23 protein-coding genes are annotated in these 24,094 nt (G+C 52.3%); 7 read left to right on the top strand and 16 right to left on the bottom strand.

Going from position 1 to position 24,094, the window contains the following annotated elements:
* Positions 1-515: 515 nt before the first annotated feature.
* Positions 516-1,397, bottom strand: coding sequence for a diacylglycerol kinase (locus MKY59_RS03950; protein ID WP_236420639.1), 882 nt, complete (start codon positions 1,395-1,397; stop codon positions 516-518).
* A 485-nt stretch (positions 1,398-1,882) separates the two neighbouring features.
* Here MKY59_RS03950 and MKY59_RS03945 point away from each other — a divergent pair, with 485 nt between their 5' ends.
* The gene (locus MKY59_RS03945; RefSeq protein ID WP_339276085.1) at positions 1,883-2,599 is read left to right on the top strand and encodes an NPP1 family protein; all 717 of its coding nucleotides are present in this window, start codon (positions 1,883-1,885) and stop codon (positions 2,597-2,599) included.
* Between the two features lies 1 nt (position 2,600).
* On the opposite strand, the gene MKY59_RS03940 is transcribed toward MKY59_RS03945, so the two are convergent.
* From MKY59_RS03940 to MKY59_RS03930, 3 genes are read right to left on the bottom strand one after another with little or no spacing between them, the layout of a single operon-like run.
* A complete protein-coding gene (locus MKY59_RS03940) occupies positions 2,601-2,753 on the bottom strand; it encodes a hypothetical protein (protein WP_339276083.1) in 153 nt (50 codons plus the stop codon).
* 11 nt (positions 2,754-2,764) lie between these two features.
* A complete protein-coding gene (locus tag MKY59_RS03935) occupies positions 2,765-3,544 on the bottom strand; it encodes a CbiX/SirB N-terminal domain-containing protein (RefSeq protein ID WP_339276082.1) in 780 nt (259 codons plus the stop codon).
* 4 nt (positions 3,545-3,548) lie between these two features.
* Positions 3,549-3,839, bottom strand: coding sequence for a YerC/YecD family TrpR-related protein (locus MKY59_RS03930; protein WP_017690665.1), 291 nt, complete (start codon positions 3,837-3,839; stop codon positions 3,549-3,551).
* 456 nt (positions 3,840-4,295) lie between these two features.
* Between MKY59_RS03930 and MKY59_RS03925 the strand changes: the two genes are divergently transcribed.
* Both MKY59_RS03925 and MKY59_RS03920 read left to right on the top strand, forming a co-directional pair.
* Positions 4,296-4,907: a tyrosine protein kinase gene (locus MKY59_RS03925; protein ID WP_339276081.1), complete on the top strand. Its 612-nt coding sequence runs from the start codon at positions 4,296-4,298 to the stop codon at positions 4,905-4,907.
* Positions 4,908-5,073: 166 nt separating this feature from the next.
* Positions 5,074-6,159 carry a DNA alkylation repair protein gene (locus MKY59_RS03920; RefSeq protein WP_339276080.1) on the top strand — a complete coding sequence of 362 codons (1,086 nt, stop codon included), beginning with the start codon at positions 5,074-5,076 and terminating at the stop codon, positions 6,157-6,159.
* Positions 6,160-6,333: 174 nt separating this feature from the next.
* Here the strand turns inward: MKY59_RS03920 and corA are convergent, their stop codons facing one another.
* The 4 genes from corA to MKY59_RS03900 all read right to left on the bottom strand — a co-directional run bounded on the left by corA (position 6,334) and on the right by MKY59_RS03900 (position 10,567).
* On the bottom strand, positions 6,334-7,293 hold the full coding sequence (gene corA / locus MKY59_RS03915) for a magnesium/cobalt transporter CorA (RefSeq protein ID WP_339276079.1): 960 nt from the start codon (positions 7,291-7,293) through the stop codon (positions 6,334-6,336).
* Positions 7,294-7,609: 316 nt separating this feature from the next.
* Positions 7,610-8,608, bottom strand: a complete 999-nt coding sequence (locus MKY59_RS03910) for an inorganic phosphate transporter (RefSeq protein WP_236420634.1) — start codon at positions 8,606-8,608, stop codon at positions 7,610-7,612.
* A gap of 13 nt (positions 8,609-8,621) precedes the next feature.
* Complete coding sequence (locus MKY59_RS03905; protein WP_339276077.1) at positions 8,622-9,236, bottom strand: DUF47 family protein; 615 nt, start codon at positions 9,234-9,236, stop codon at positions 8,622-8,624.
* Positions 9,237-9,502: 266 nt separating this feature from the next.
* Positions 9,503-10,567: a DUF3048 domain-containing protein gene (locus MKY59_RS03900; protein WP_339276075.1), complete on the bottom strand. Its 1,065-nt coding sequence runs from the start codon at positions 10,565-10,567 to the stop codon at positions 9,503-9,505.
* Positions 10,568-10,919: 352 nt separating this feature from the next.
* On the opposite strand from MKY59_RS03900, the gene MKY59_RS03895 reads away from it, so the two are divergent.
* Both MKY59_RS03895 and MKY59_RS03890 read left to right on the top strand, forming a co-directional pair.
* Positions 10,920-11,453 (top strand): DoxX family protein, encoded by a 534-nt coding sequence (locus MKY59_RS03895; RefSeq protein WP_236420631.1) that lies wholly within the window; start codon positions 10,920-10,922, stop codon positions 11,451-11,453.
* 180 nt (positions 11,454-11,633) lie between these two features.
* Positions 11,634-11,849, top strand: coding sequence for a hypothetical protein (locus MKY59_RS03890; protein WP_236420630.1), 216 nt, complete (start codon positions 11,634-11,636; stop codon positions 11,847-11,849).
* 134 nt (positions 11,850-11,983) lie between these two features.
* Here MKY59_RS03890 and MKY59_RS03885 read toward each other — a convergent pair whose 3' ends face one another.
* From MKY59_RS03885 to MKY59_RS03875, 3 genes are all read right to left on the bottom strand, one after another.
* Positions 11,984-12,769 carry a class III extradiol ring-cleavage dioxygenase gene (locus tag MKY59_RS03885; protein ID WP_236420629.1) on the bottom strand — a complete coding sequence of 262 codons (786 nt, stop codon included), beginning with the start codon at positions 12,767-12,769 and terminating at the stop codon, positions 11,984-11,986.
* Positions 12,770-12,927: 158 nt separating this feature from the next.
* Positions 12,928-13,761, bottom strand: coding sequence for an alpha/beta fold hydrolase (locus MKY59_RS03880; RefSeq protein ID WP_339276074.1), 834 nt, complete (start codon positions 13,759-13,761; stop codon positions 12,928-12,930).
* Positions 13,762-14,022: 261 nt separating this feature from the next.
* Positions 14,023-14,250 carry a hypothetical protein gene (locus tag MKY59_RS03875; RefSeq protein ID WP_339276072.1) on the bottom strand — a complete coding sequence of 76 codons (228 nt, stop codon included), beginning with the start codon at positions 14,248-14,250 and terminating at the stop codon, positions 14,023-14,025.
* Between the two features lie 426 nt (positions 14,251-14,676).
* Between MKY59_RS03875 and MKY59_RS03870 the strand changes: the two genes are divergently transcribed.
* Positions 14,677-15,498 carry a hypothetical protein gene (locus MKY59_RS03870; RefSeq protein WP_339276071.1) on the top strand — a complete coding sequence of 274 codons (822 nt, stop codon included), beginning with the start codon at positions 14,677-14,679 and terminating at the stop codon, positions 15,496-15,498.
* A 120-nt stretch (positions 15,499-15,618) separates the two neighbouring features.
* Here the strand turns inward: MKY59_RS03870 and MKY59_RS03865 are convergent, their stop codons facing one another.
* Both MKY59_RS03865 and MKY59_RS03860 read right to left on the bottom strand, forming a co-directional pair.
* Complete coding sequence (locus MKY59_RS03865) at positions 15,619-16,506, bottom strand: AraC family transcriptional regulator (RefSeq protein ID WP_339276069.1); 888 nt, start codon at positions 16,504-16,506, stop codon at positions 15,619-15,621.
* A gap of 162 nt (positions 16,507-16,668) precedes the next feature.
* Complete coding sequence (locus MKY59_RS03860) at positions 16,669-19,872, bottom strand: copper amine oxidase N-terminal domain-containing protein (RefSeq protein ID WP_339276068.1); 3,204 nt, start codon at positions 19,870-19,872, stop codon at positions 16,669-16,671.
* Between the two features lie 271 nt (positions 19,873-20,143).
* On the opposite strand from MKY59_RS03860, the gene MKY59_RS03855 reads away from it, so the two are divergent.
* Positions 20,144-21,106, top strand: a complete 963-nt coding sequence (locus MKY59_RS03855; protein WP_339276067.1) for a hypothetical protein — start codon at positions 20,144-20,146, stop codon at positions 21,104-21,106.
* A gap of 90 nt (positions 21,107-21,196) precedes the next feature.
* Here MKY59_RS03855 and MKY59_RS03850 read toward each other — a convergent pair whose 3' ends face one another.
* From MKY59_RS03850 to MKY59_RS03840, 3 genes are all read right to left on the bottom strand, one after another.
* Entirely contained in the window at positions 21,197-21,790 is a 594-nt protein-coding gene (locus tag MKY59_RS03850; protein WP_339276066.1) for a GNAT family N-acetyltransferase, read from the bottom strand.
* Positions 21,790-23,082 (bottom strand): threonine ammonia-lyase IlvA, encoded by a 1,293-nt coding sequence (gene ilvA, locus MKY59_RS03845; protein ID WP_339276065.1) that lies wholly within the window; start codon positions 23,080-23,082, stop codon positions 21,790-21,792. The genes MKY59_RS03850 and ilvA overlap by 1 nt, the downstream gene beginning before the upstream one ends.
* Positions 23,083-23,161: 79 nt before the next feature.
* Positions 23,162-24,040, bottom strand: a complete 879-nt coding sequence (locus MKY59_RS03840) for an alpha/beta hydrolase (RefSeq protein ID WP_339276064.1) — start codon at positions 24,038-24,040, stop codon at positions 23,162-23,164.
* Positions 24,041-24,094: the final 54 nt, after the last annotated feature.

The following is a 24,094-nucleotide window of genomic DNA, read 5'->3' as shown; positions in this document are numbered from 1 at the left end:
AAAGCTTCCTAGGTTAGTTAGCCGTTCCCGGCTGTCTTGAACGAGACTAGGCCTACTCCATTCTCCTGCCACGCATACCCCATACATTCATCAATGCATACATCATGCGTCTTCACACGCACTTCATGCGTACTCTCACGCAAATCTCACACGTACTTCATGCGCACTCACGCGTATATCTTGCATATTCCACTCGCGCGGCACCATGAGATTATACGCGATCCTTGCCACAAGCGGCAACTGGAAAAGCCCGCTGGCACCTTCCATTCTCCATAACTATCCTTCGCATCCTCTACAAGCGACATTCGCACCACGGTCTGCTCGCAACACACCCCTGCACCACTCACCACGGTCCCGCCTGCACCAATCCACTCCTACAACCGACTCCGCCACTACCCTGTCCCCTATCCCCAAGCTTGTTAGACCGAATTAGGGTTAGATGCGGCATAATGCCATTGCCAGTATAGATACGGTGGCGGCGGGAGGTAAATATAATCTTAAGGAGGCCAACACCTTTACCGATACAGCATCAGATGATGGCGCAGGTTCGAGAAGGTCGCAGGCAGCGTGCCGCCAAGCTCACCGTCCAGGTTAAGCTGCACGTATCCCGGCGATGTCACTTCCATATAATCCGTCTGGAAATGAACGACCTTTTTATCGTGCAGATGTTCCCCGCGCAGCGCCAGCGTCACGAGACGGATCATGTCCGCCAGGTTGCATTTGCGAATAGCGATCACATCCAGCAGCCCGTCGTCGATCGTCGCTCCCGGGGCAAGCTTCTCGAAGCCGCCCACGGAGTTCGTGTTGGTAATGAGGAACAGCATGAACTCGTCATGCAGATCCTCCTGCCCTTCAGCGCGGATGTAGAGCTCCTGGGGCGACAGGCTCGCCATTTTCTCGATGCCCTTCATGTAGTAGGCCAGCTGCCCGATCATCGTTTTCAAGCGGCTAGGTACCTCGTAGGTCAGTTCCGTCAACGATCCGCCGCCGGCGATATTGATAAAATACCTGTCGTTGGCCTTGCCCAAATCGAGCGGACGCGTCTGCTGGTTGACCACCAGATCGACATAGTCTTCCCACTGCCTCGGAATGCCCAGCGCACGCGCAAAATCGTTCGTCGTCCCGAGCGGAAACACCCCGAGCGGCGGCCGGTTCTCGCGTTCGGCCATGCCGTTGATGACCTCGTACAGCGTTCCGTCCCCACCTGCGGCAATAATCATGTCATACCCGCGCTCGACGGCGAGCGCCGCTTCCCGGGTCGCATCCCCTTCGCCTGTCGTCGCATGGCACGAGGCTTCGATGCCGCCTTCATCCAGACGCTGCAAAATGTCTGCCAGACGTTTCTTCATTTCCTCCCGGCCGGAGGTCGGATTGTATATTAATCGAGCTCTTTTCATTCCATACGCCACCTATTCCACATAATCCATGAAGCTGATCCCAGCCTCATCGTTGTCATCACGAGATTCCGTACCTTCGCATATTTTACGAAACAACACATTTCCGTTCATGCCGTTCGAATATATATTATTCTTTTTATATCTATGCACAAGGAATTCCATCTGATTCCAAAGCCAATATGTTATATCATATCATCAAATGTTAAGATGTCCTAGCCTTTCAAGGCTCCGTCTCCCTGCGTTATCCGATATGTATCTCCACAACATAAACCCTCTTCCAGCCCGATGAATCAGGCCGTACCGTCCTTTTTCAAATCCTTTAATCAATCATCCATTCTGCCCGCTCGTCAGCGATTTAACCTGAGCCCCCGGTCTTATTTACGTTAAATTTAAAATACTACCCGTCTCCATTGACATATCGTTGCTATGATTTCGGTAGAAATACAGTATCTTACATTATAACGCAGATTGAAGGAGCGATGTGCATGAAAAAAATAACGCTGCTGCTTCTTGCGGCCATGATGGCCGCCTTCACCGTAATCCCTTCCGCATCCGCAGCCGTGATCGGCCACGACCAGGTCGTCGGCTTTGCGGAAGTGACGCCGATAACCGTCACGCAGCAGGCAGCCAAGCGCTTTCAGCCCTATCTGAAGGTGTATCATGGCTGCGTGCCCTTCCCTGCAGTCGATGCAGCAGGCAACACCAGCGGCGGATTGCAAACCAGCGGCGCATCCAATGGGCAGTGCAGCCAAAGCACCGGGCAAGTATACTCCCGCTCGGCTTGGTACAACGGCGTCTGGGCCATCATGTATGCCTGGTACTTCCCCAAAGATTCGCCTTCTCCCGGCCTTGGCCATCGGCATGATTGGGAAGGCATCGTCGTCTGGGTAGACAATCCCGCCGTTCCCGAACCGAAGGTCCTGTCCATCGCATATTCGGGCCACGGCCAATTCACCAACGTTGCACCAAGCAGCACCAGCATGAGCGGCAGCAGCCCCCTGATCACGTATAACAGCACTTGGCCGATCAACCACGAGTTGGGCGTGGACGGTACCATTGGCGGAAAGCAGCCGCTAATCGGCTGGGACGACCTGACCCCCGCAGCGAGAGATGCACTGAACACTACCGACTTCGGCAGCGCCAACGTGCCCATGAATGACAGCAATTTCGTGAACAACCTGGCCAAAGCCTGGTTCAAGTGACTCATTCGCCGCCGAAGCGCGCCATACTGAGCACGCGGAAAATCCCTGCCTTTGAGAAGGACAGGGATTTTCCGTGTGTATGCGTATATCGTAAAAAGCCTTTATTCCATGTCGCCTGCGAAACAAAAAGCTTGCCATTCATTCGATCATTCATTCATTGAACCATCATGTCTCCCGATGCTCCTGGCATCGTTGCAGCAAAATCCCAATCTGGCGTTCCAGCCACCCGCCAAGCAGCGGATGCGGCAGCAGCGTCTCCCCGCTGTATGCGCAGTCCAGCCCTTTAAGCCGATTGGGAATCGCCTTCATCGTAAAATAACCGGCGCTCAAAAACAGCGGCGCCACAATGACGCGGCATCCCCGCTCCTCGCTCCAGTACTTTGCCTTGGCGTGCACGCTGTCCGGATTAAGCAAAGCAACATCCGCATGCGCTACGCCACTGATATCCCTTACCCGCCCAGCGAGCGAGGAGATTCCTTCTTCCCAGCGCTGGCGGAATCCGTCATGCACGCTCCCGTGTCCGACAAGCAGGATCGTTTCCTCCTGCGGGTGCCGGGACAACGGCTTTACTTTGTCCCATACCATGACGGCGATGTCGGGATCGCTATCGACCGGATAACCGAAATGTACCCTTGCCGAGACCCGAAACGGCTCCAGATCGGTTTCCCGCTCCGGCGCCGGCTTGGCGCCGATGGCATACTCGATCTCATCTACATGCGTGCTGCCCGACGACACAAACAGGGGAACAACCAACAGATCCGTTGCCCCGGCTGCCTCCAGTCGGTCGATACCGTCCTGGATCAATCGTCCTTCCACCAGTTCAAGAAAACCGGCTTCAACAGGCAGCGCCGCAGGCAGCTGCAGCCGGGAGATCGCCTCATCGACGGATTCCACCCAGCTCTGTTCCTGTGAACCGTGGCTGATGATGAGAACGCCCGGTTTCATCGTCTTAGCGTCCCAAACGTTCCAGCGTCATCTTGTAACCGTCGTTGCCGTAATTCAGGCAGCGCTTTACGCGCGAGATCGTTGCCGTGCTCGCGCCTGTCTCTGCTTCGATTTGGTTATACGTGTTTCCTTTGCCAAGCATGCGCGCCACTTCCAGCCGCTGGGACATGGATTGAATTTCGTTTACGGTGCAGAGGTCGTCAAAGAAGACGTAGCACTCCTCGATATCCTTCAACGTCAAAATCGCTTCGAATAGTTGTTCAATACTTTTATCATTTAGCTTCTTCAGCTGCATTTTATTATCATCCCCTAGCGGTTACTGTGTACCTTCATTGTACTCAGCATGAGTTGGTATTTCAAGCGTTAACGATTTCACGCACTACAGAGAAAAAATACATGTTATCGCTTACAAACATACAAATGTCCACTCTCAGTGGACATACAAGGCCATAGGCGGGATTTCGCCCTTTTTTGGCCCATTTATTCCCGATGAATTATGTAGGATTTCATTCATCCTATTTGTTACAATTTTGTGTCAAAACTGCTCTTCCGGCGCTTTTCTCCCTGTGGCGCTTCATGCGCCCAAATCCGCAAATATCCCGTTTCTCGGGGTATCCGCCTACGCCGTCTCTCCGCGAATGACATACATTGTAGCAAAAGGGAGTTCCGCATCGACAGTCCCCTTGGTCTCTTGGGGCCAAGGAGCCGGAACGCAATTTCAAAATCCATAACAGAAGGAACGTGATCATGTATGCCACAGCATTATTATCACCGTCCGCCAGCGCCACGGCAGCGTCCGTCTTCCAAGCATCATCGGGCGAATACCTCCGCTTACGCGCCGGCGCAGCGTGCGTTGACCGATGGCGAGACCCAGTCCATGTATCCGGGTGTCGAACCCCAATTTTCATTCGGCCAAGCGGAAGCATCAAGCATCGTGCCTTATGGGCAGAACGCGCCGGGAGAATCGTTTTACGGTGGCGGTTCCGGATCTTCCGGCCCTGCGGTACCCGTGCAAAACTCTTCGGCTTCCGGCAGCACCGGCTTTTCGCTGGCCAACCTTGGCGAGCTCAAAGGAATGATTGACCGCTTCGGCGGGATCGATGGCATCATAAGCGGCATTGGCAAAATGCAAAAAGTCGTCGGCAGCATTCAGCAGATGGCCCCGATGGTGAAGCTGTTCATGGGCATGCTTCCCTTCGGCAAGAGCAAAACCACCAACGACAGTTCAGCCGCGGAAAAAGATTACGAAGATTACACATCGCCCCGCCGTCGCAAGCGCAAATCGGGCAAGAAATCATCGGGCACCACGCGCCGGCAGAAATCGAATCCCGCTAAACGTCGTCCCAAGAGCAGCAAACGTTAACGACAATACCAAGGCATCTCTCTTTCCTGGAAAGGGGATGCCTTTTGCTGCACGGACCTCGCCAGCTCGCCTCCCCCAATCCATCCTATCTCAACAAAAAAAGAACTGATGTTCTCATTTCTCCGATTTTAGGTTATACTGGATGGTAAGCAAAAGGAGGCGGCCCATGGAACTATTCAAAGACAAATACACCCCAGCCCTGATTGAACGGACAGGCATGCTGCTCAAGCAGTTTGCCCCGGCATTGGACCAGCATCGCTTCCGCGATCTGGTATTCGCCGAAGGATGGGACGAATTGGAATTCAAGGGGCGCATTCGGCGCGTTGCCCTGTCCATGACCGAAGTGCTGCCGGGCGACTATGCCGAGGCGCTGCATGTGCTCGAACAGGCAGCCCCCCGTTTGCGCGGCGTGGAATGCCTGTTCGTGCCGGATTTCATCGAAGTCAACGGGCTTGCGCCCGAGCATTACGAACTGTCCATGGAATATCTTGCGACATTCACACCCTATTCCAGTTCGGAGTTCGCGGTGCGTCCGTTTATCGAGAAGTACCCCGAAGAAACGCTCAAACGCATGCTGGAATGGACGAGCAGTGCCGACGAGCATGTTCGCAGGCTCGCCAGCGAGGGCAGCCGGCCCCGCCTGCCTTGGGGCTCCAAATTGCGATCGCTCATCGCCGATCCGACACCTGCCTTGCCTATTCTGAACGCTCTGAAGCAGGACGAATCGTTATACGTTCGCAAAAGCGTCGCCAATCACCTGAACGACATTTCGAAGGACCATCCGGACCTTGTTCTCGCTTTGGCCGCCGACTGGCACGGGAAGCATCCGCATACGGATTGGATCGTCCGGCATGCCTGCCGTTCCCTGTTGAAGAAGGGCCACCCCAAAGCGCTGGCCCTCTTCGGTTACCATGAGCAGGAAGCCGTCCGCATCGAACAGCTGCAGCTTGCCAAGGACAGCATCGCCGTGGGGGATGAGCTTCATTTCTCCTTTCATGTATTGAATGATAGCGGACAGCCCCAGATGCTGCGCATCGAATATGAGATCGGTTATATGAAAGCAAACGGCAAACAGGCGCCCAAGCGCTTCAAATGTTCGGACAAAAGTTACTCGTCTGGAACAACCCGCGTGGCCACCAAACAATCGTTCAAGGTTATTACAACACGGGTCTACTATCCCGGCGAACATACCTTAACGATCCTCGTTAATGGACAGCCCGCTGCTTCGACCACGTTTACCTTGGGCGAATAATGTGGTACAGTAATCGTTCGTCCAAAAACGGCTCAACCGCGACAAATCCAGACGACAAAAAAGACATCTTCGTCTATGAAGATGTCTTTCTCGCGCCGGAGCAGGCAACACTCCGTTTTTTTATCAACACTGCATATCTTCGAGGAACGTTTCGACTTGTCCACATGTGGATATTCATTTGAACCAGCCGCGCTTCACAAACCAGGCCACCATGCTTCCGCCAAGCACAAACATCAGTAGCATGACGGCACCATACCCATATTTCCATTGCAGCTCAGGCATATAGGCAAAATTCATGCCATAAATCCCGGCAATCAGCGTCAATGGCATGAAAATGGTCGTAATGACCGTGAGTGTTTTCATGATGGCGTTCATCCGGTTGGAATTCAGCGATATGTAGCTGTCACGCAAGTCTGCCGTCATTTCCCGATCTGCCTCGATCATGTCGGTCAGCTTGAGCAAATGGTCATAGATATCGGTAAAATACGCGGTATGCTCACCCGTTCGCTGCACATGCTGGGAGTTGACCACCCGGTAGAGCAAGTCGCGCATAGGTACGATCGTTCGTCTGAGCTTCAGCAGGCGGCTGCGCAGGTCGAACACCTGGTTCATCAGTTCTTCCACCGATTCCTGTCCGCCCCGGTTTTCCAGTTCGGCCAGTTCGTCTTCGATGGCAAACAGGGACGGAAAATAATGATCCACCAGTTTGTCCATCACGGTATACGCCGCTGCAACCGGCCCCCGTGCCCATATGGTGCGTTCGTGGGCATGCTGCAAAATCCGTTGCCATGCTTCATCGACCTCCTTCAGCTCGCCATGGTGATAGGAGACCAGAAAATTGGAGCCCAAAAACAGATCCACTTCCTCGGCCTCGAGCGTCTGCGGATTCAGCGCGTGCAATACCAAAAACTGCAGGTTATCGTAATAATCGAGCTTGGGTCTTTGCAGCACATGCAAGCAATCCTCGATCGCCAGCGGATGGAAATGAAAATAGGTATCCAGCAAACGGCTCTCCTCTTCCGTCGGCTTGCTGAAATCGGCCCAGACCCAGGCATAGTCTTCCAGTATAAGGTCTGTGAGGGGCTGATTAACGGAGACCTGGTGTTCCCGCGTAATGGCGAGTGTACGAATCATGCTGATCACGTCCTTATTCATAGGCTTGACGTTATTTTACAACGTGAACGGCCGCACGTCCCGTGCGAAACCAAAACAAAAAAAGCCAACCCTGTTGGCTTCTCTCATTTCTATCCACAGCGTCCTGTATCCACAGGATCTATTTGCTTTTGGTTTATCATTCCACGGATGGCTATCCACATATCCAGCCTGTCCACACGTTCATGCACAGGCGTTCGTTCTTTTTGATGAAAAATTGTCCACATATCCCGATATTCACACGGTTATGAACAGCCGCTCCGCGGCATGCGGAAATTTTTGTTCACAGCTTCTACCTTTAAAGGACGTCGAAAATGATCCAGTACAACAATCCTGCAAGGAGGCCCGAGATCGGGATGGTGATGAACCATGTCACGACAATGCGCCCGGCCACGCCCCATTTGACCGCAGAGAAACGCTTCGCGGAACCTACGCCAAGAATGGCCGACGTAATCGCATGCGTCGTACTTACCGGCAGGTGCAGCAAAGTTGCGGTGAAAATAACGGAAGCGGCAGACAAATCGGCAGCAAAACCGTTGATCGGCTCAATTTTGAAAATTTTCGTTCCCATCGTTTTGATGATTTTCCATCCGCCGATGGATGTACCCAAGGCCATGGCGGTAGCTGCAGAAATTTTGACCCAAAGCGGAACCTCCAGGTGATCCTGGACTTTGGCAGCCACGAGTGCAAATGTGATAATCCCCATCGCTTTCTGTGCATCGTTTGTACCATGGGTGAACGACTGCAATGCAGCCGTGAAAATCTGAACCGTACGGAAACCTTTGTTCACCGTATGCGGACTGCGTCTGGCAAAAATGTATTTAAGGATAATCATGACCACGTAACCGATCGCGAACGCGATCAGCGGCGAAAGAATCAAACCTCCGACAATATCGATAAAACCGCTCCATTTGACCTTGTCCGATCCCGCTCCCACCAATACCGCGCCGGCAAGCGCACCGATCAGTGCATGGGAAGAAGAGGACGGAATGCCGAACCACCAGGTCACGAGGTTCCAGATGATCGCGGCGATCAAGGTGGCGATGACGACTTCGATCCCGTTGTCCAGCTTCGTGGGGTCGGTCACGCTTCCCCCGATCGTCTTCGCCACGCCGGTGAACATCATCGCCCCGACAAAGTTCATCACGGCCGCGAGAAGAATCGCGCGTCTTGGCGTGAGCGCCCGCGTGGACACCGACGTTGCAATGGCATTCGCCGTGTCGTGGAACCCGTTGATGAAGTCAAAAGCCAGCGCAAGGAAGACGACTATACCTAATACCAAAATCGTTGTTTCCATGTTCTATGGCTCCTTAAGAATTACGCATGATAATGGATTCCAGCATATTCGCTACGTCTTCGCAAGCATCCGTCGTCGTCTCAAGACGCTCGTAGATTTCCTTGCGTTTGATCAACTCGATCGGATCGGATACCGTGGCAAACAGGTGTTTAATGCACATGCGCAATACTTCGTCGCCTTGGTTCTCCAGGTCGTTGATGCGGATCGTATACTCGCGGATCGCCAGCAATTTTTTCTGGGACAGCAAATGAACGGCCTTTTGGATTTCATACGCAGATTGGCGCAAAATTTCCGCAAACTGCACGATGAATTCGTCCGGCTCGGTCAGTTGGTACATATAGAAACGGGAAGCCGTTGCTTCAAGCCCGTCCAATACGTCATCAAGGGTTGTTGTCAGTTCCATGATGTCATCACGCTCGATCGGCGTAATGAATGTTTTGTTGAGCTCCATAATGATGGTATGCACGTAGTCGTCACATTTGGACTCGTATTTCTTCATTTCATTGGTAAACAGAGTCACATCCTGAAGGTTGGAAACATGCTGGGAGAAGTAGTCAGCCGCTTGTACGACAGTATCCGCCATATTCTCCAATGTTTCGAAAAATATATCCTTCTTCTTAAACTTCATCGTTCTATCCCCTTTACGAGAAAATGCTGATAACCTTGAAACATGAAATGACAACCTTTGCTATCTTATCATATTTGTTTCACGGTTTGTACAAAACCTGCGATCCTTTTTTATATTCTTATCACACATTTCTGAAATGAATCTTAATAATATGGAAAGAGTGGAAAAATGATGTTCACATTTTACACTGCGTTTACACTTCTCCACCCAAAGTCATTATTTTACATTATTCGACATTATATTTTTCGACATTGCGATACGGTTTTTCATTGTTTCACTTGAACGTGTCCTGCAAAATCAGGCGAATTCGGCACGATGGAGATGAACGTTTTCCCCGGGATCAAATTGGCTTCTTTTCCATTATAAATAAAACGAATAATATCCCCTGACTTTCTGACCCACTGACCCTGAATCATTTTTCCTTTTTGGAACAACATCGCTTCGCCGCCCTGATCCACGTCGACGGACAATCTGCCCACGCTATCGAGCACTTTGTGATCGGCGCCCGCCACGATGATATTGGCAGCACCGAGCTGCTCGCCGTTATCCTGATCCACATCGGCCTTCCCGTTGACCAGTCTCATATATCGTCCGCTAACTTCATCATATTCATACGTCACGCGGTAACTATCGAGCAAATATTTCACGTCAAACGCCGCTGCTTCTTCGCTCGCAGCCGTAGAGCCTTCTTCATTGTAGAGGTAAACCGGAGATAGGCTGTCATGGTCATACCCTTTTTTCTGCAGGCCTTCCCTTAGCTTGTCCGATGAAGTGTACAGGTTGTGCGGGGCCTTGCGATCGGAAGAACGCCAGAAATAGGGGCCCCCGTTCGAAATTTCGTCCATATGCTGCTTTTGCTGCTTCTGCAAAATGGAATACGCCTCCGGACTGCCGCCTGCATGAATCAGCACTCCGTCATAACTCTCCCCCAGCTCTATTAGATACGGACGGATGCTGCGCACGGGTCCCACGGTTTCATCTGCGCCTTCGCTTTGAAAAATGGCGATATACCGCGTAATTCCGCCTTCTGCAAGCACTTCCATGATAATGTCGGCGGAGCTAAGCCCGGATTGGGGACGAGCGGCCGGCGCATTGTTGATCATAACGGCCAGCGGTCGGCGGGTAATCGCTTCGTCGCTGGGCAACCCCGTCAATGGTGCCTTGAACTTCGCCGCTGGCTCCTCTTCCGGCACCTGTTCTTCCTGAACGGGAGCAGGCACCGGCTCCGGCGTCGGCTGCGCAAGCTCCTTGTTTTGGCAGGCGGACAGACTCAAGGCGACAATGAGCAGCGACGCGGCTGTTCTGCTTTTATTCCATTTCCATAACTTCAATCGATGGTCCCTCCCGATGGTTTGAAATATGGCTTCCATTTCCGGGTGCTCCAATCTCGATGCGGATCGCCATTACCACGTATTTCTTTCCATTTAATCACAGACGGCCCGGTTTGTCTTCGCTTTAGGCGGGATTGTCTACCCTTGAATCTTTGAAATGAAACGCAGGAAACGAACAACAATGTGGATAAAATGTGAACTAAAACGTCCTTACTTAAAATTTGAATTAGATTGTGATTTTAATCACAAACAAAATGACGTTGGAACTATACAATAAAGACATCAAAGGTGATCACTTTAGAGAAACCAAAAAACAAAAAAATTCAATACATCCCATGAAGGAGTGGTTTATATGTTCAGCTTCAACGTATGGCTTAGAGAGAATAAAGTGGCAATGTGGATTTTGACGGTGCTTCGGGTTTACATCGGTTACGACTGGATGACCCACGGTTGGGAAAAATTGACCGGCGGATTCGCGGCAGGCGGGTTCCTGCAAGGCGCTTTGGAAAAAACAACGGGTGACCATCCCGCAGTGCAAGCTTGGTGGGGAACGTTCCTTGAGAAATTCGCGATTCCGAATGCAGGATTGTTCGACTTCCTGATCCCGCTCGGTGAATTCCTCGTCGGTGTCGGCCTCATCCTCGGATGCTTCACAACGCTGGCAGCGCTGATGGGAATGGTCATGAACTTCGCGTTCCTCTTCTCGGGCACCGTGAGCACGAACGCCCAATTGGTACTGATGGAAATCTTCCTGGTTGTCGCTGGCGCAAATGCTGGTAAAATCGGCCTGGATCGTTGGGTACTGCCTTACCTCCGCGGATTGTTCACTCGCAACAAAGGTCCAAAAGATACACCAACCATAAGCAGCGCACAAAAAACAGCGTAACCCATAAATAATACGGAAGTCCTGCTCCACTTCGGAGCAGGGCTTTTTTATGAATTCGAGCTTACTTTCGCCAAGGCCAGCTTTCTCCCGACGCAGATGGATTGACCCGTATGCATTTGCCCTCTGTAGAAAGACATATTATGATGAACATATACCAGACAAGCCAAAGGAGCAGCAAACATGGCCATTAACCGCCGTCTTGAGACGGATGCCGATTTTCAGGAAGCGATGGATCGCCAGCACCGAATTCGTGTTTTCAAAGACAATCATCAGATCGATTCCGGCGGCATTATCATTCGTTTTGACAGCAACACCATCGTCATTCAATCCAGCGTAAGCGATCTCGCCTATCACGCCCGTACCGACTGCGAATTTTTCGAGATTCGAAAGTCTTGATCCAACGCCAAAAAAGGTTCCGCCCTTCTTGATGAATGGGATCGGAACCTTTTTACAAGATCAATGTCATTTTGTTGGAGTCCATCCTACGCAACGCGGTCTGTTTCCACATATTCCCTGTCGTCTGCTCCAAGTTATGCGTCGTCGCCGAACTGCCAGCAATTCAGACTAAGCGTTCCGTGGGAGTAGGCTTGAAACAGCCTTTTCGCCTTGCGCGTCATATCTGCCGTGCCCATGGCATAGAACAATGGCGCCAGATGCTCCGTTCCATAGGAAGGTACGGCCATGCGAGCATGCGGGGCTTTTTTGTCGTACTGAAACAGCTCCCTCGTATTCCATTGCTCGAGCCGCTGTCCCATCCAATCGTCAAATTCCACCGCCCAATCCTGCGGTTCTTCGCTGTCGCCAAGCAGACGCAGGTTATGCACCATTCCCCCGCTGCCTACGATCAACACGTCATCATGCCTCAGCTGCTCCAGCATCCGACCAATATCATACTGCTCCTGCGGGGAACGCAAGGAATCGACGGATACGGCCACGACCGGAATGTTAGCCTTCGGGTACATATGCAAAAGCGGAACCCATACGCCATGATCAAGCCCACGCCCGGTGATCGGAAGATGCTGCAAGTTGCTTCGTGCAAACAGCGCACAAATCTCATTGGCCAGGCTTGGCATGCCAAGGGCTGGATAATCGAGATCATACATATCTGCTGGAAATCCGTAAAAGTCATGCAAAGTCCGATGCGTTTCGTCCATGGTCACGGACGGTTCGGGACAATCCCAATGGGCCGTGAATGCCACGATAGCCTTCGGAGCCGGCAGCCTCTCTCCAAGCTGGTTCAGGAAACGAGTGTAGTCGTTGCTTTCCACCGCCAGGGCGGGGGAAGCATGTGCAATGAATAATGCGGGTAATGTCATTGCTGCCAACCTCCAGACACGGATAGAATGGTTACTCTTCTATTTTACCGCGAAGAAGGCGCTTTTCCAAGCTTACATCCCCTGGAGCCGCCAAGCCGAGCCCGTGATACACTCCATTCATCTTGTTGATGCATTCAGGACCTGTTTCATCTCTGCAATCAGATCATCCAGTGCTGCCAATCCTGTTCGATCTTCTGGCGTTCGCCAAGCCACTCCCTGGTACGGTTAATCAACTGCTCCCGCTCTTTGCCGGACGAGAACGTATGGTCTCCCTGGAAAATGATCTCCTTGTCGCAGCGTCCTTCCTGACGCATCCAAAATACCTTTTGATACAGAAACGCATAATCCACCGGGATAACGTCGTCGGACGTGCCGTGAACGACCAGAACATCTCCGTTGAATTTGACCGCTTCCTGAAACGGCTGATGCTCGGCGAGCGATTCGAAGAATCGCGGCGTGAATTTGTATCCCAAATAGTCCGCATGACCATGCTTCACTCCATCATCGTACACGTCGCGTCCGGTGATTTTCACAATATCGTTGAAAGGATAGCCTACGGCAGACCACATTACGAGATTTTTGACCCGTTTATCGCGAATGGCCGTCAACAGCGCAACCGCGCCGCCCAAGCTATGTCCGATCAAGGTGATGCGGCTAGGGTCAACGTCACTGCAGTTTACCGCATAATCCAGCACGGAGCGCGTCTGGGCAATCATCGATTCAAGGCCTTCCGCGCCGTATTCGCCACTGCTCTCCCCACACCCGATGTAGTCAAAGCGCAGAACCAGATACCCGTCTTCGGCCAGTTCGCGCCCGGTCTTGACGAACAGGCGGTCCACGCCGATCCGGCTGCCCACGAACCCATGACAGATCACCGCGAGCGGTACGCGTTTCTGCTGCGCGTTAACCTCCTTGATGTCCTGAACGACCGGATAATGAATGGTGGCCGTAAGCTCCTCCTGCCCATGACGTATGCTGATCTGACGCTCCATATCGCTTGCCCCTTTCCACAAATTCCAATTTCATAATATATAAATCCGATGAGTTTAATGTGAATTAAAGAAGTTAACTGTATATTATCATTGTACACTGCACAAAGTCAACGAAAGCATCGCTTGTTTTGTTGGTTTTGTATTCGTCTTTTATCGGCAATGGCCTGCAGGAATTGAATATTCTCGATCCGGGATCACTTTATGGCCATAGCAAAAAAGCCAGCTTGTCAGCTGGCCCTACCCGATCCGAAGTCTTACCGGTTACTCGTAGCTCCGACGGAACATCTCATGCGTTTCCACCCGTCCCTGCCAATCATCTGCCGCATCATCCAAACTGCTCCAAATGCTTTCTTGATGGATGCCATCTTCCGTTAATTCGCCAGCCAGTTCGGCATCTTCCGCTCCCATAGGAATCACTTCATCCTTGACGCCTCGGGAATTGCTGTTCAGCAGCAGCCGGCGGGTCAATTCGCTATGATTCTGATTCATCCTGTCGCACGCTCCCATCCCTGAATTCTGTTGGAAATTGCTTATATTGTGCAGGAAGCGGCCGTTCTTTATTCACGTTTCACCATATTGATACAATACGTTCCATGTACAGGTATATCTCTGCCAGTATTTCGGGAATTCTATACATCAACGGAAAGCGACAACGAAGCCGGTTTTTCGAACCCGGTGATTTCGGGCGAAAGGATTTGAATCATGGAACATCTCATCGAATGGATCCGCAGCCACGGCAAACTGACACTTCTTTGCACCTGTGTCGTACTGGCCTTCATCGGCCTGTGGGTGAATCACAAACAGCTTTTCTATAAGGAATGACTTTGCGAAATGAGAGCCCTTCCCGTATACTAAAATATCGTCAGGGTTGCCTAACCCGGATACCGTAGCGTGTTTAGACAGGAGGAGCAATCATTGAGGATTTCTTATAAGAAGCTTAAAGAATTACAGAATCGGCAAATTACCGAACTAAGCCAAATGACTCCCGAAAATGCAAAATTGTACAACCAGATCAGCGACATTGCGCGCCAAACCCCTGTTGACGAGAAAACGCAGGAAGAATGGATTCTCGAAGAAGGCAAAGCGATCGTGCAAGCCCAGAAGAACGGCGAGTCCGCTCGCGCGCGATATGCCGAAGATCTGGAAAAAGATATATTTGCGCGCCTTGGTGCAGAAGACAGCACCGTGGAAGAAATGACGACAGCTCCCGTAACTCGGTACGGAAACATGAAGAACTCTCTGAGCCAAACGTGGACGCCCGAACCCGAGCAATACGAGGAAAACGATGGAGAACAAGACGATGCCGAACCTCCTGCTCGAACGAAACGTACGCTCAAATGGTATATCATGATCGCATGGGCGGCCATTTCGGTCGTACTGCTGATGCAGGGCGCAGCAGGGCTGTTCATGGGCTGGACCGACGGAGATACGGAACCGTTCAGCCACATCAGCCTGTTCACGCTGATCGTCGCGGCTGTAGGCGGCATCGCTCTCGTGGAAACGCTGCGCCGGCTGGCGGAGCGACCGGATGACGAAGGCGCTGACCTGACGACCCGTCCGCAAGTCAATCTTCGCGGCATCGCGATCTATATCGCCATCGTGCTCGTTGTTTTGTTCGTGGGATACCCGCTGCGTGACAGCTTTCCGGTCTTTTGGCTCCCGCCATGGGTCAGCTTGCTGATCGGCTTGGCGGGACTGTTTACCTTGAGACCGATCTTCGGGAACAAGAAGCTATAGTGTTTGTAAGAAGGCTGCCGGGAACTCGGCAGCCTTTTCTGATCCCGCAGGAGGCGCGGATGTCCGCCCGTTTGTTTGCGATGCCACCTAGGTGTTCATATTCTTTCTCGCAGGCCGTATTCATTCTCTTGCGTGGCTGTGGGATCTTCCCGGCGTCTCCCCGAATTCCCGCTTGAACATGCGGATAAAATAGTTCACTTCCATGCCGATCGTCTCGGCGGCCTGCTTCACGCTGGCATGCGGATGCTCGTTCAGCCAATCCGCCGCCTTGCGCAAACGCAGGCGCTGCATGTACTGGTGTCCCGTTATACCATGCTTTTGATGGAAAATCCGGTTAAGATGCTGCACCGAATAGCCGACGGCCTCCGCAACATGTTTCAGGAGCAAATCATCCCTGTAATGCATATGCATCAAGTCGACCGCCCGGTCAAAGGCCTCCTGCCTTGGGTCAGACTGGCCGAGATGCTGGAGTCCTGCTTGGATTGCCGGTTTGGCAACCCGTCCCGTTCTCTTGGCTGCATTCTCTGGCTCCCCATCGATCCAACGCGACAAGTCCAGAATGAGCTGGTACAGCATGGCCGAAACTTCCCAACACGCATCCGGTCCCAAACCTTGATTCAAGGAGTGCCATAGCGCCGTCATTCTTGACCAGAATTGCTCGAAATCATGCAGCGTTCGGGGCCCCGATTGCAACAAACCTGCGGCCCGCAGGATGGAAGCTGCCGCATCGCCCCCGATGCCGATGTACCCCAGCTCCCAATCGGTTTTGAAACGCGGGCAATACTCATAACCCTTGTCAGGGGCCAACACGAACAATTGTCCTGCGGTTACCTTCCACGTCCCCTCACCGGAAACGTTAAGCTGCCCTTCTCCGCTCCGCGACAAAAACAGTTGGTACACCGGGAAGCCATCCGCTCTGATCAGCGCTCTCTCTTCATGGGTACCTACGCAATACAGATATAAAGGCAGCCGGGCATCCGGCAGCCTACTCAAGCGAAATGCAAGCATTTCATCCTTCCTTTCGGGCCACGCTCTTTTCCCTTTATTATCTCCCGGCGGGGTACCGCCCGCAAGCGTTTCAGGAACTGTTTTGGGTATGGCCCTTTTACAGCACAAAGCCCCCGTCCAATGGACAGGGGCTTATTGTATTTGAATAAATTGACTTGAGGCTTAAGGCGTCCCGGATTCCGGCGCTGCAGTTGCAGGCGGAGTTATAGCGGGAGCCGGAGAATCGCTGTTCCCGCTTCCTGCTGGATTGGCAGGGGCGGAAGGAAACTGCACCGAATTGGAAGGACTCGATATGGAGCTCACTGTAGCTGCTTGCCCGTTGGCGACACTCACGACATATACGGAGTAGGATTTTCCTGCCTCAATCGGTCTGCCTTCCGAATCCTTCATGCTGCTTGTTATGTTAAAAGCAGGGTTTTCGCTATTCGTTTGCACTGCTCCGGCGATGTTGGTATTGCCCAGATTCAACGTATCGCCTTGTCTGACGAGGTAAACGTCGTACCTTGAAATCCCCGTTTGATTCGTTGCTCTGTTGAAGCTTACATCGATAGAAGTCGTCGCATTATTCACGGTAGCTGAAACGCCCGAGACCTTATCCGCAACCACCGGCTCTGCCGCTTTGGCAAGAATCGTAAACTCCTGGGAAGGAGCCGACAGGACAGAAGTGCGAGCAGGACTATCCGCAACGGACATGACGAAAATGTTGTACTTGGTTCCAGGAACCAATGTGCCTCCATTAATATCCACATGGCCGCTATTCAGTTGAATAGCTGACCCCGCATTCGACTTGGCAATATCCACATAGCTGCCGATTCTTTCCGCAGAGGCCACATTGAACGAACTCACCTGGCCTGCGGGAACGATAAACGCCTTATATCCCGAAATTCCCGATTCATCAGCAGGTTTGCTGAAGTTGAATGTGACATCGGAGGCATTACCGGCCTGCCCTGTATTTTTAACGGTCACATTCACATTGGTTGCTGGCGAAACGGCCTTAACCGACGTCAGCGTCAGCGCAGTTGACCCTGAGGACAGGGCATTGGCAATCGATGTATTGGTATTGACCGCGAGCACAAACACACGGTAACTCACATCGTTTCTGATCGCCTGACCGTCTGTATCCCTGGCTGTGCCGGACAACTTCAAAGTCGGGTTATTCCCGGTTTTGCTCACATACGTATAATTGGCACTATTGATGGCATTCGCCGTCGACAGGTTGAAACTGCCGGCTCTATCCGCCTTCACCACGAAAACGCGATAATGATTCACATTTGTTTCATCTACGGAACGAGTAAAGGACACCTGCAAGTCACTGCCGTTACCGCTATCGCCCACATCGGAAGCCACCACGTTAGTCGGTGCTGCTATAGCTGAGTTTTGCGATAATGTAATGCTTGCCGATGACGAGGAGAGCGCGTTTTGGCTCGTATTGCCGCTCGTGCTCACCGACATGACGAATACGCGGTAGCTTACTCCATTAGTCAGGGTATAGCCATTTGTATCTACTGCGTAATACGGCAGCGTCAATGATTGATTGCCGCCCGTTTTGTTCACTTGGATATAGTTATTGGACGCATTTGCTGCACTCAGATTAAAGCTGCCGGTATTTCCATTACGTACAACATAGATCCGATAGGAAGCGATATTGTCTTCACTAGAAGGCCGATTGAACGATACCCGTAAATCGCGGCCGTCCCCGTAATCGCTCACGTCTGCTACCGCCACGTTGGTTACCGCAGGGGCATTGGCATTCGTGGCCAGCCTCAACACCGACGACGAGGAAGACAACGCGTTGGTATAATTGTTCTGTTGGTTGCCTACCGCCATGACGTAAATGCGATAATCCTGCAAATTCGTTACGCTGTACCCGCTGGTATCCCTCATGTTGGAAGGCAGCGAGACGGTGATGTTGCCGCCCGTTTTGTTCACTTGATAATAGAGGCTGGATGACAAATTGCTGGCCGTGGTCAAATTAAAGCTGCCGGCTACGGAGTTGCGCACTACGAAAATACGGTAGCTTCCAACTTTGGATTCGTCGGATACCCGGTTAAAGCTCACTCGAATGTCGCGGCCGTCGCCATAATCGGAATTGTCCAAAACCTGCGTAATGACCGGTGCGGCAGCCGTATTCGCGCCCAGTGTCAGGGACGATGAAACGGTGGATAATTTGCTTTCCGCCGATGCGGTGTTCGCACTTACCGACATGATGTACACCACATAGGACGTGCCGTTTTTGATCAATTCCCCGGATGTATCCCGCGACGTGGAAGACAGCTTGCTTGTCACCGATGTCGTGTTGTTCTTATAAATGATCGTAGAGTTGGAACTCGAAACCTTGTTTGCTGCTGCCAGATTAAACGAAGACGCATCCTTCGCTTTAACGACAAAAGCGCGGTAATACGTAATATTGGACGTGTTGGACGGCTGATTGAAACTGATCTCCAGATCGCGTCCGTCACCATAGTCACTTACATCGGCAATTTTGAGGCTGTTCACCGCTTGAACTTCCGTCTTCACGCTGGACAGTTTCAACGCCTGCGAAGACCAGGCAAGAGCGTTTTTATAGTTGTTGCCGCTGCCGCCCACCGTAAGCACGTACAGACGATAGGTTTCTGTCGTCGAGAGCAGATCGCCGTTGACGTCACGGGTCTGCGCATTCAGCGTCAGCTTCGGATTGGTGCCGTTCGGAACGACCCGCGTGTAATTGCTGGAAGGCACCGCCGTGGCAGCCGATTCGTTAAAACTGTTGACGTCGCGCGTTTTAACCAGCATGACGCGGTATTCGGATACCCCGTTCTCGGAAGCAGGACGCGTAAAACTTACGGTCACATCGCGACCATCCCCATTGTTTCCGGATACGGTACCATAAATGTTCCAGGCAGCATACGAAGTGTTATCCACTGGCGGCGGTGTTGTCGTCGTTTTGATATCCACGCGCTGCATGCGGGAATTCCAGTACACTTTTTCTCCGAATGCCTCGCTTACGAAGCGGATCGGCACCATCGTATTGCCTTTGATCGTGCTCGCAGGCACGTCAAGATAGGTCAGCTCCCCGTTGATGTAAGCCGTCTTGGAACCAAGCTTCAGGATGACCTCCTGATCGCCGCGGGTCGCCTTGATCGTTTTGGTTTTGTTGGTATACTGCACGTTGGCATCCAGCCCTTCGAAGATGGACCGGAGCGGCACGAGCACCCGTCCTGCCTTCATGACCGGCGGCTGCGGCGCCTTTAGCGCGGAATCGTTGATGTAAATGCTGATCGGTGCTGCGGCATCAATGGCCGGCGCTGGCAATGCGGACATCAGCATGGCCGAAACGGCCAGTGCGGACATCACCTTTTTGACTTGGTTTCCTCCTGCTTTCTTCATACCTGTATCCCCATTCTCTCGTTAATTGAAAGGTGTATCGTTGTTTTCGTCGGAAAATTCCTATTTATACCTGTACAATTCATAGACGTTCGAATCCCTCCAAAAGTTTCCGATCCCGCCCAAAAAATATTTTGGCAGAAACACGCTTCCATCATCTACCGTTCAAAGGTTAAAATAACAAGACATTTTGTTACCATTCCGAGACCAACCTATTTCAAATATTGGGTAAGGTTATAGTAATCATCTTGAAAATAACAGGAGGATCCGTTCCATGCCTTCATTCTTCTCTACTCTATCTGACAAAGGCCGTGCAACGCGTACACTCATCGCCGTGACAGCCGCTGTTCTGATGCTGCAGCCCGGTTTCGCTTCCGTGGCGGGGATCGCCGCTGCCGCAACGTCCAATGAGACGGACAAGACCCATGCAAGCCAATCCGCATCCATATACAATACCTACCAATCCATGCTCAAAAAAAAGAACGGCCTGCCCGCCGCTGACCGCTATCTCGCCTCCAATATCAAACGGGTAACGTCCCACCACGCCTCGCTCAAGGTGCTCCAACTGGAGAACGCGCGGCTGAAGGCGCTGTCGCCCATGACAGACCGCATGCTGGTTCCCAACGTTCAAGCCAAGCTGCTGCAAGCTTACCGAACAGGGGACAGTTTCACCAAGCTCATGAGCCGGATCGACGATGCTGCCGCGTATAATCTGCTGCAGGAAGCACGGGATAACGGGTACAAGCTGATCATGCTGGAAGGCGCGCTGTACCCGATCATGAACTACGCTGCATTCCAAAAATACAACCAATACGTCAAACCGGATATCGCCGATTACATCAACATCATGGCTGCCGAGACACGCAAAATTCCGGCAGAAGACGGCGATTTGCTCATCGGATACCAGGAGATGCTGTTGCGTGCACTCAGTCAGGAGCATTTCCTGAAACTATATCCGGATTCCAAACGGTCTGCCCAAGTGCAAAGCCTGTTTGACAGCTACACCCAATATACATTCTATGGATTGATCAACACGCCTTTATTCGACTATGAAACCAACAAAATGACCGCAAACGCTCAAAAAGGTTACAAGGCTGTCATCGAACGCCTCGCCTCCGTAGAAAGTCCGTTTCTTGAACAACTCGCCGATTTCCTGGATGTCGCCGCCGCTTCCAACTTCGAAAAGACACCGGCGGTGGAACGTTGGCTGGAAAAACATGTACCGGCTTCGGAGTGATGAATCCTTGGCGGTTCAAAAAAACATCGCCCGGCGCATTATGGCGCATGGCGATGTTTTATTGTTTGTACCCGTCATGAATTCAAATGTTTATTCGATCGGCTTGACCATGTGGTCATACTCATGACCCGAAATGATTAAGACGTCGTCTTTGACGTACCCCTGCCGTTCATACAGCATTCTGGCCCGGTCATTGTCTCGTTCCACGATTAACGCTGTCCGCGAATGCCCGAGCGCCCTGGCCTGCTCTTCGAAAGCAGCCATGAGCGCCTTTCCGATGCCTTGCCCTTGATAGGCCTGGTCCACGGATAACGTGTCGAGGTAGTATTCACCGGGCCGGGTTTCTTTCCCAAGCCGATACTTCTCGTCTTTGCTGCGGCCCGGGCGGTTCAGAATCGACTGATCGAGCCGGTCCGCATCTCCGCCGTCATAGGCAACGAGAATGCCCGCAACATGGCCTTCGCGTTCCATCACGGTTACGTTGCGATAGCTGATTCGTGTGTCCTCCTGCTCGTAAAGCTGCCGCAAAATGTGCATGGCCTGCTCGTGATCCCCTTCGCCCGCCAAGGCGTACGCAATATCATCGATCGCTTGCACCAAAAGCGGAATCACCTGTGCAGCGTCTTCCTTGACCGCAGCCCGCAGTACCCCGTCAGTCAACCTGTTCGGATCGTAATGGTTCATCAGATTAACATGTTGAACAGGTTCAGATTTTTGTTCAGTTCGGTATAAGCGATGCCTTTGCGGTTCATTCGTTCGATCAGCGGCTGGTAGTCCTCTTTACGCAGCAATTCGATGCCTACGAGCGCAGGTCCGTTTTCTTTGTCATGTTTCTTCGTATATTCGAAACGGGTAATGTCGTCATCGGGTCCCAGAACGTCCACGAGGAATTCGCGCAAAGCTCCGGCCCGCTGCGGGAAGTTAACCATGAAGTAATATTTGAGCCCTTCATAGATCAGGGAGCGCTCCTTGATCTCCTGCATGCGGTCGATGTCGTTGTTGCCCCCGCTAATGACGCAAACGACGGTTTTGCCCGCGATTTGTTCGCGGTACTGGTCCAAAGCCGCCACGGTGAGCGAACCGGCCGGTTCGACTACAATCGCATTTTCGTTATACAGCTCCAGAATGGTCGTGCAGGCTTTGCCTTCCGGCACTTTCACGATGTCGTCCAGCGTGTCACAGCAGATATCGAAGGTGAGGTCGCCCACCCGTTTAACGGCAGCACCATCCACGAATTTGTCGATATCGTCCAACGTGACGACCTGCTTCCGGAACATCGCTTCGCTCATGGAGGCAGCACCCAGCGGCTCAACGCCGATGACGCGTGTTTCCGGACTGACCGTCTTTACATATGTGCCCACGCCTGCGGCAAGACCGCCGCCGCCGATCGTGACGAATACATAATCGGCTTTCTCCTCAAGGCTTTCCATGATTTCCATCGCTACCGTACCGTTGCCCGCAATGATTTTGGGTTGGTCGAACGGGTGGATGAACGTCATGCCCTGCTCGTCGCAGGCACGCATTGCTTCTTCATATGCATCATCATACGTGTCGCCGGTCAGCACCACTTCCACATTGCTGCCGCCAAAACGTCGAACTTGCTTCACCTTCTGGTTCGGAGTCGTGCTTGGCATGAAGATTTTCCCGAAAATGCCCAGCGCATTACACGAGAAGGCAACACCCTGCGCATGGTTGCCCGCGCTTGCGCACACGATGCCTCTTTCCAGTTCTTCCGGAGACAAGCTGCGAATCATGTTGTACGCACCGCGGATCTTGAAGGAACGCACCACTTGCTGATCTTCTCTTTTGAGATACACATTGCAGTTATATTTGGCCGACAATACAGCGTCCCGCTGCAGCGGCGTTCTCACAATCACTTCGCGAAGCACATGATGCGCGCGCACGATGTCTTCCATGCCGACTTGGGCACGGGCGTAGCTTGGCGTTCCCGCTGCTTCCTGTTCCAATGGTTTCATCTCTTATCCACACTCCGCTTATATTGGCTTGCAGCTGCAAGCATTGTTTGTATTTACGTATTATTGTATCACTTTTGGCTCATTCTGCGCCAAGACCCGCAACATTTCCCATGCGCAGAATTTCGTCCACGATTAACTGAGGTTCCGTATATATCACCATATGCCCCGACTCCGCTGCTTCGATCCACCTTGCATTCGGCAGTTTGCTCACGGTCCGATGATGAGCCTCCACAATCGCCGGCCTGATCTTGCGCTCGCCTTTTCCTGCCCTCGTTCCCGAAATGATGCTGACCTCCGCATTCCCCAGACGGGGAGGAGCAACCTGAAGCGAAGACAAATCGTCCAGAAACGCTTTCGCTTCTGCTGCCGCCGTTCGTGCAGCCTGCACCGTAAAATCCTCAAAAAGGTGGTCCTGTTTCACGTCTTCGGGCAGGGTCTCGCCAAGGACACTGCCCATTCGCCGAAGCAAACCGATGCGCGCCATGAAAGACAGCAGCAGGCCGTTCAGTGCAAAACTGATTTTGGTCAACCTGGAAAAGTACAGCCCGCAATGCTCATCCGAAGGGTCGACCAGCACCAGTCCTTTGATACGCGATAAATCTGCCGCTGCTGCGGTACGCGCAACAGGTCCTCCCCAACTATGCCCAACCAGAATATACGGTCCAGGCCCAAGAGCCGACAGTAGCTCTCCCAAGTCATCTGCCAGCCGGCGAAGAATGCGATCCTCGGAATCCGCGTCACTTCGGCCCAAGCCAGACCGGTCGTATACCACTGTCCGGCAATGCTCGGCGACCAATGGCGCCACCAATCCCCAATTCGATCGCGAGGCCCCCATGCCCGATTCGAATACAACCGTCAGGTCCCCGCTCCCTTTGCTCATATAATGAAGCTTGCGCCCATCCTTTGTCGTAATAAACGAACTTGTTCCCAACGAATGCAGCTTTGGATTATGACCCATGGCTCTCCTCCCACCCATTCGACGTTTCACTGCTCGCCGCTTCTAATTGAAAAT

The sequence above is a fragment of the Paenibacillus sp. FSL W8-0426 genome, from assembly GCF_037969725.1.
Lineage (GTDB): Bacteria > Bacillota > Bacilli > Paenibacillales > Paenibacillaceae > Paenibacillus > Paenibacillus hubeiensis.
The sequence above is the reverse complement of the archived record's forward strand: the minus strand, read 5'-3'. Positions and strand labels throughout refer to the sequence as shown.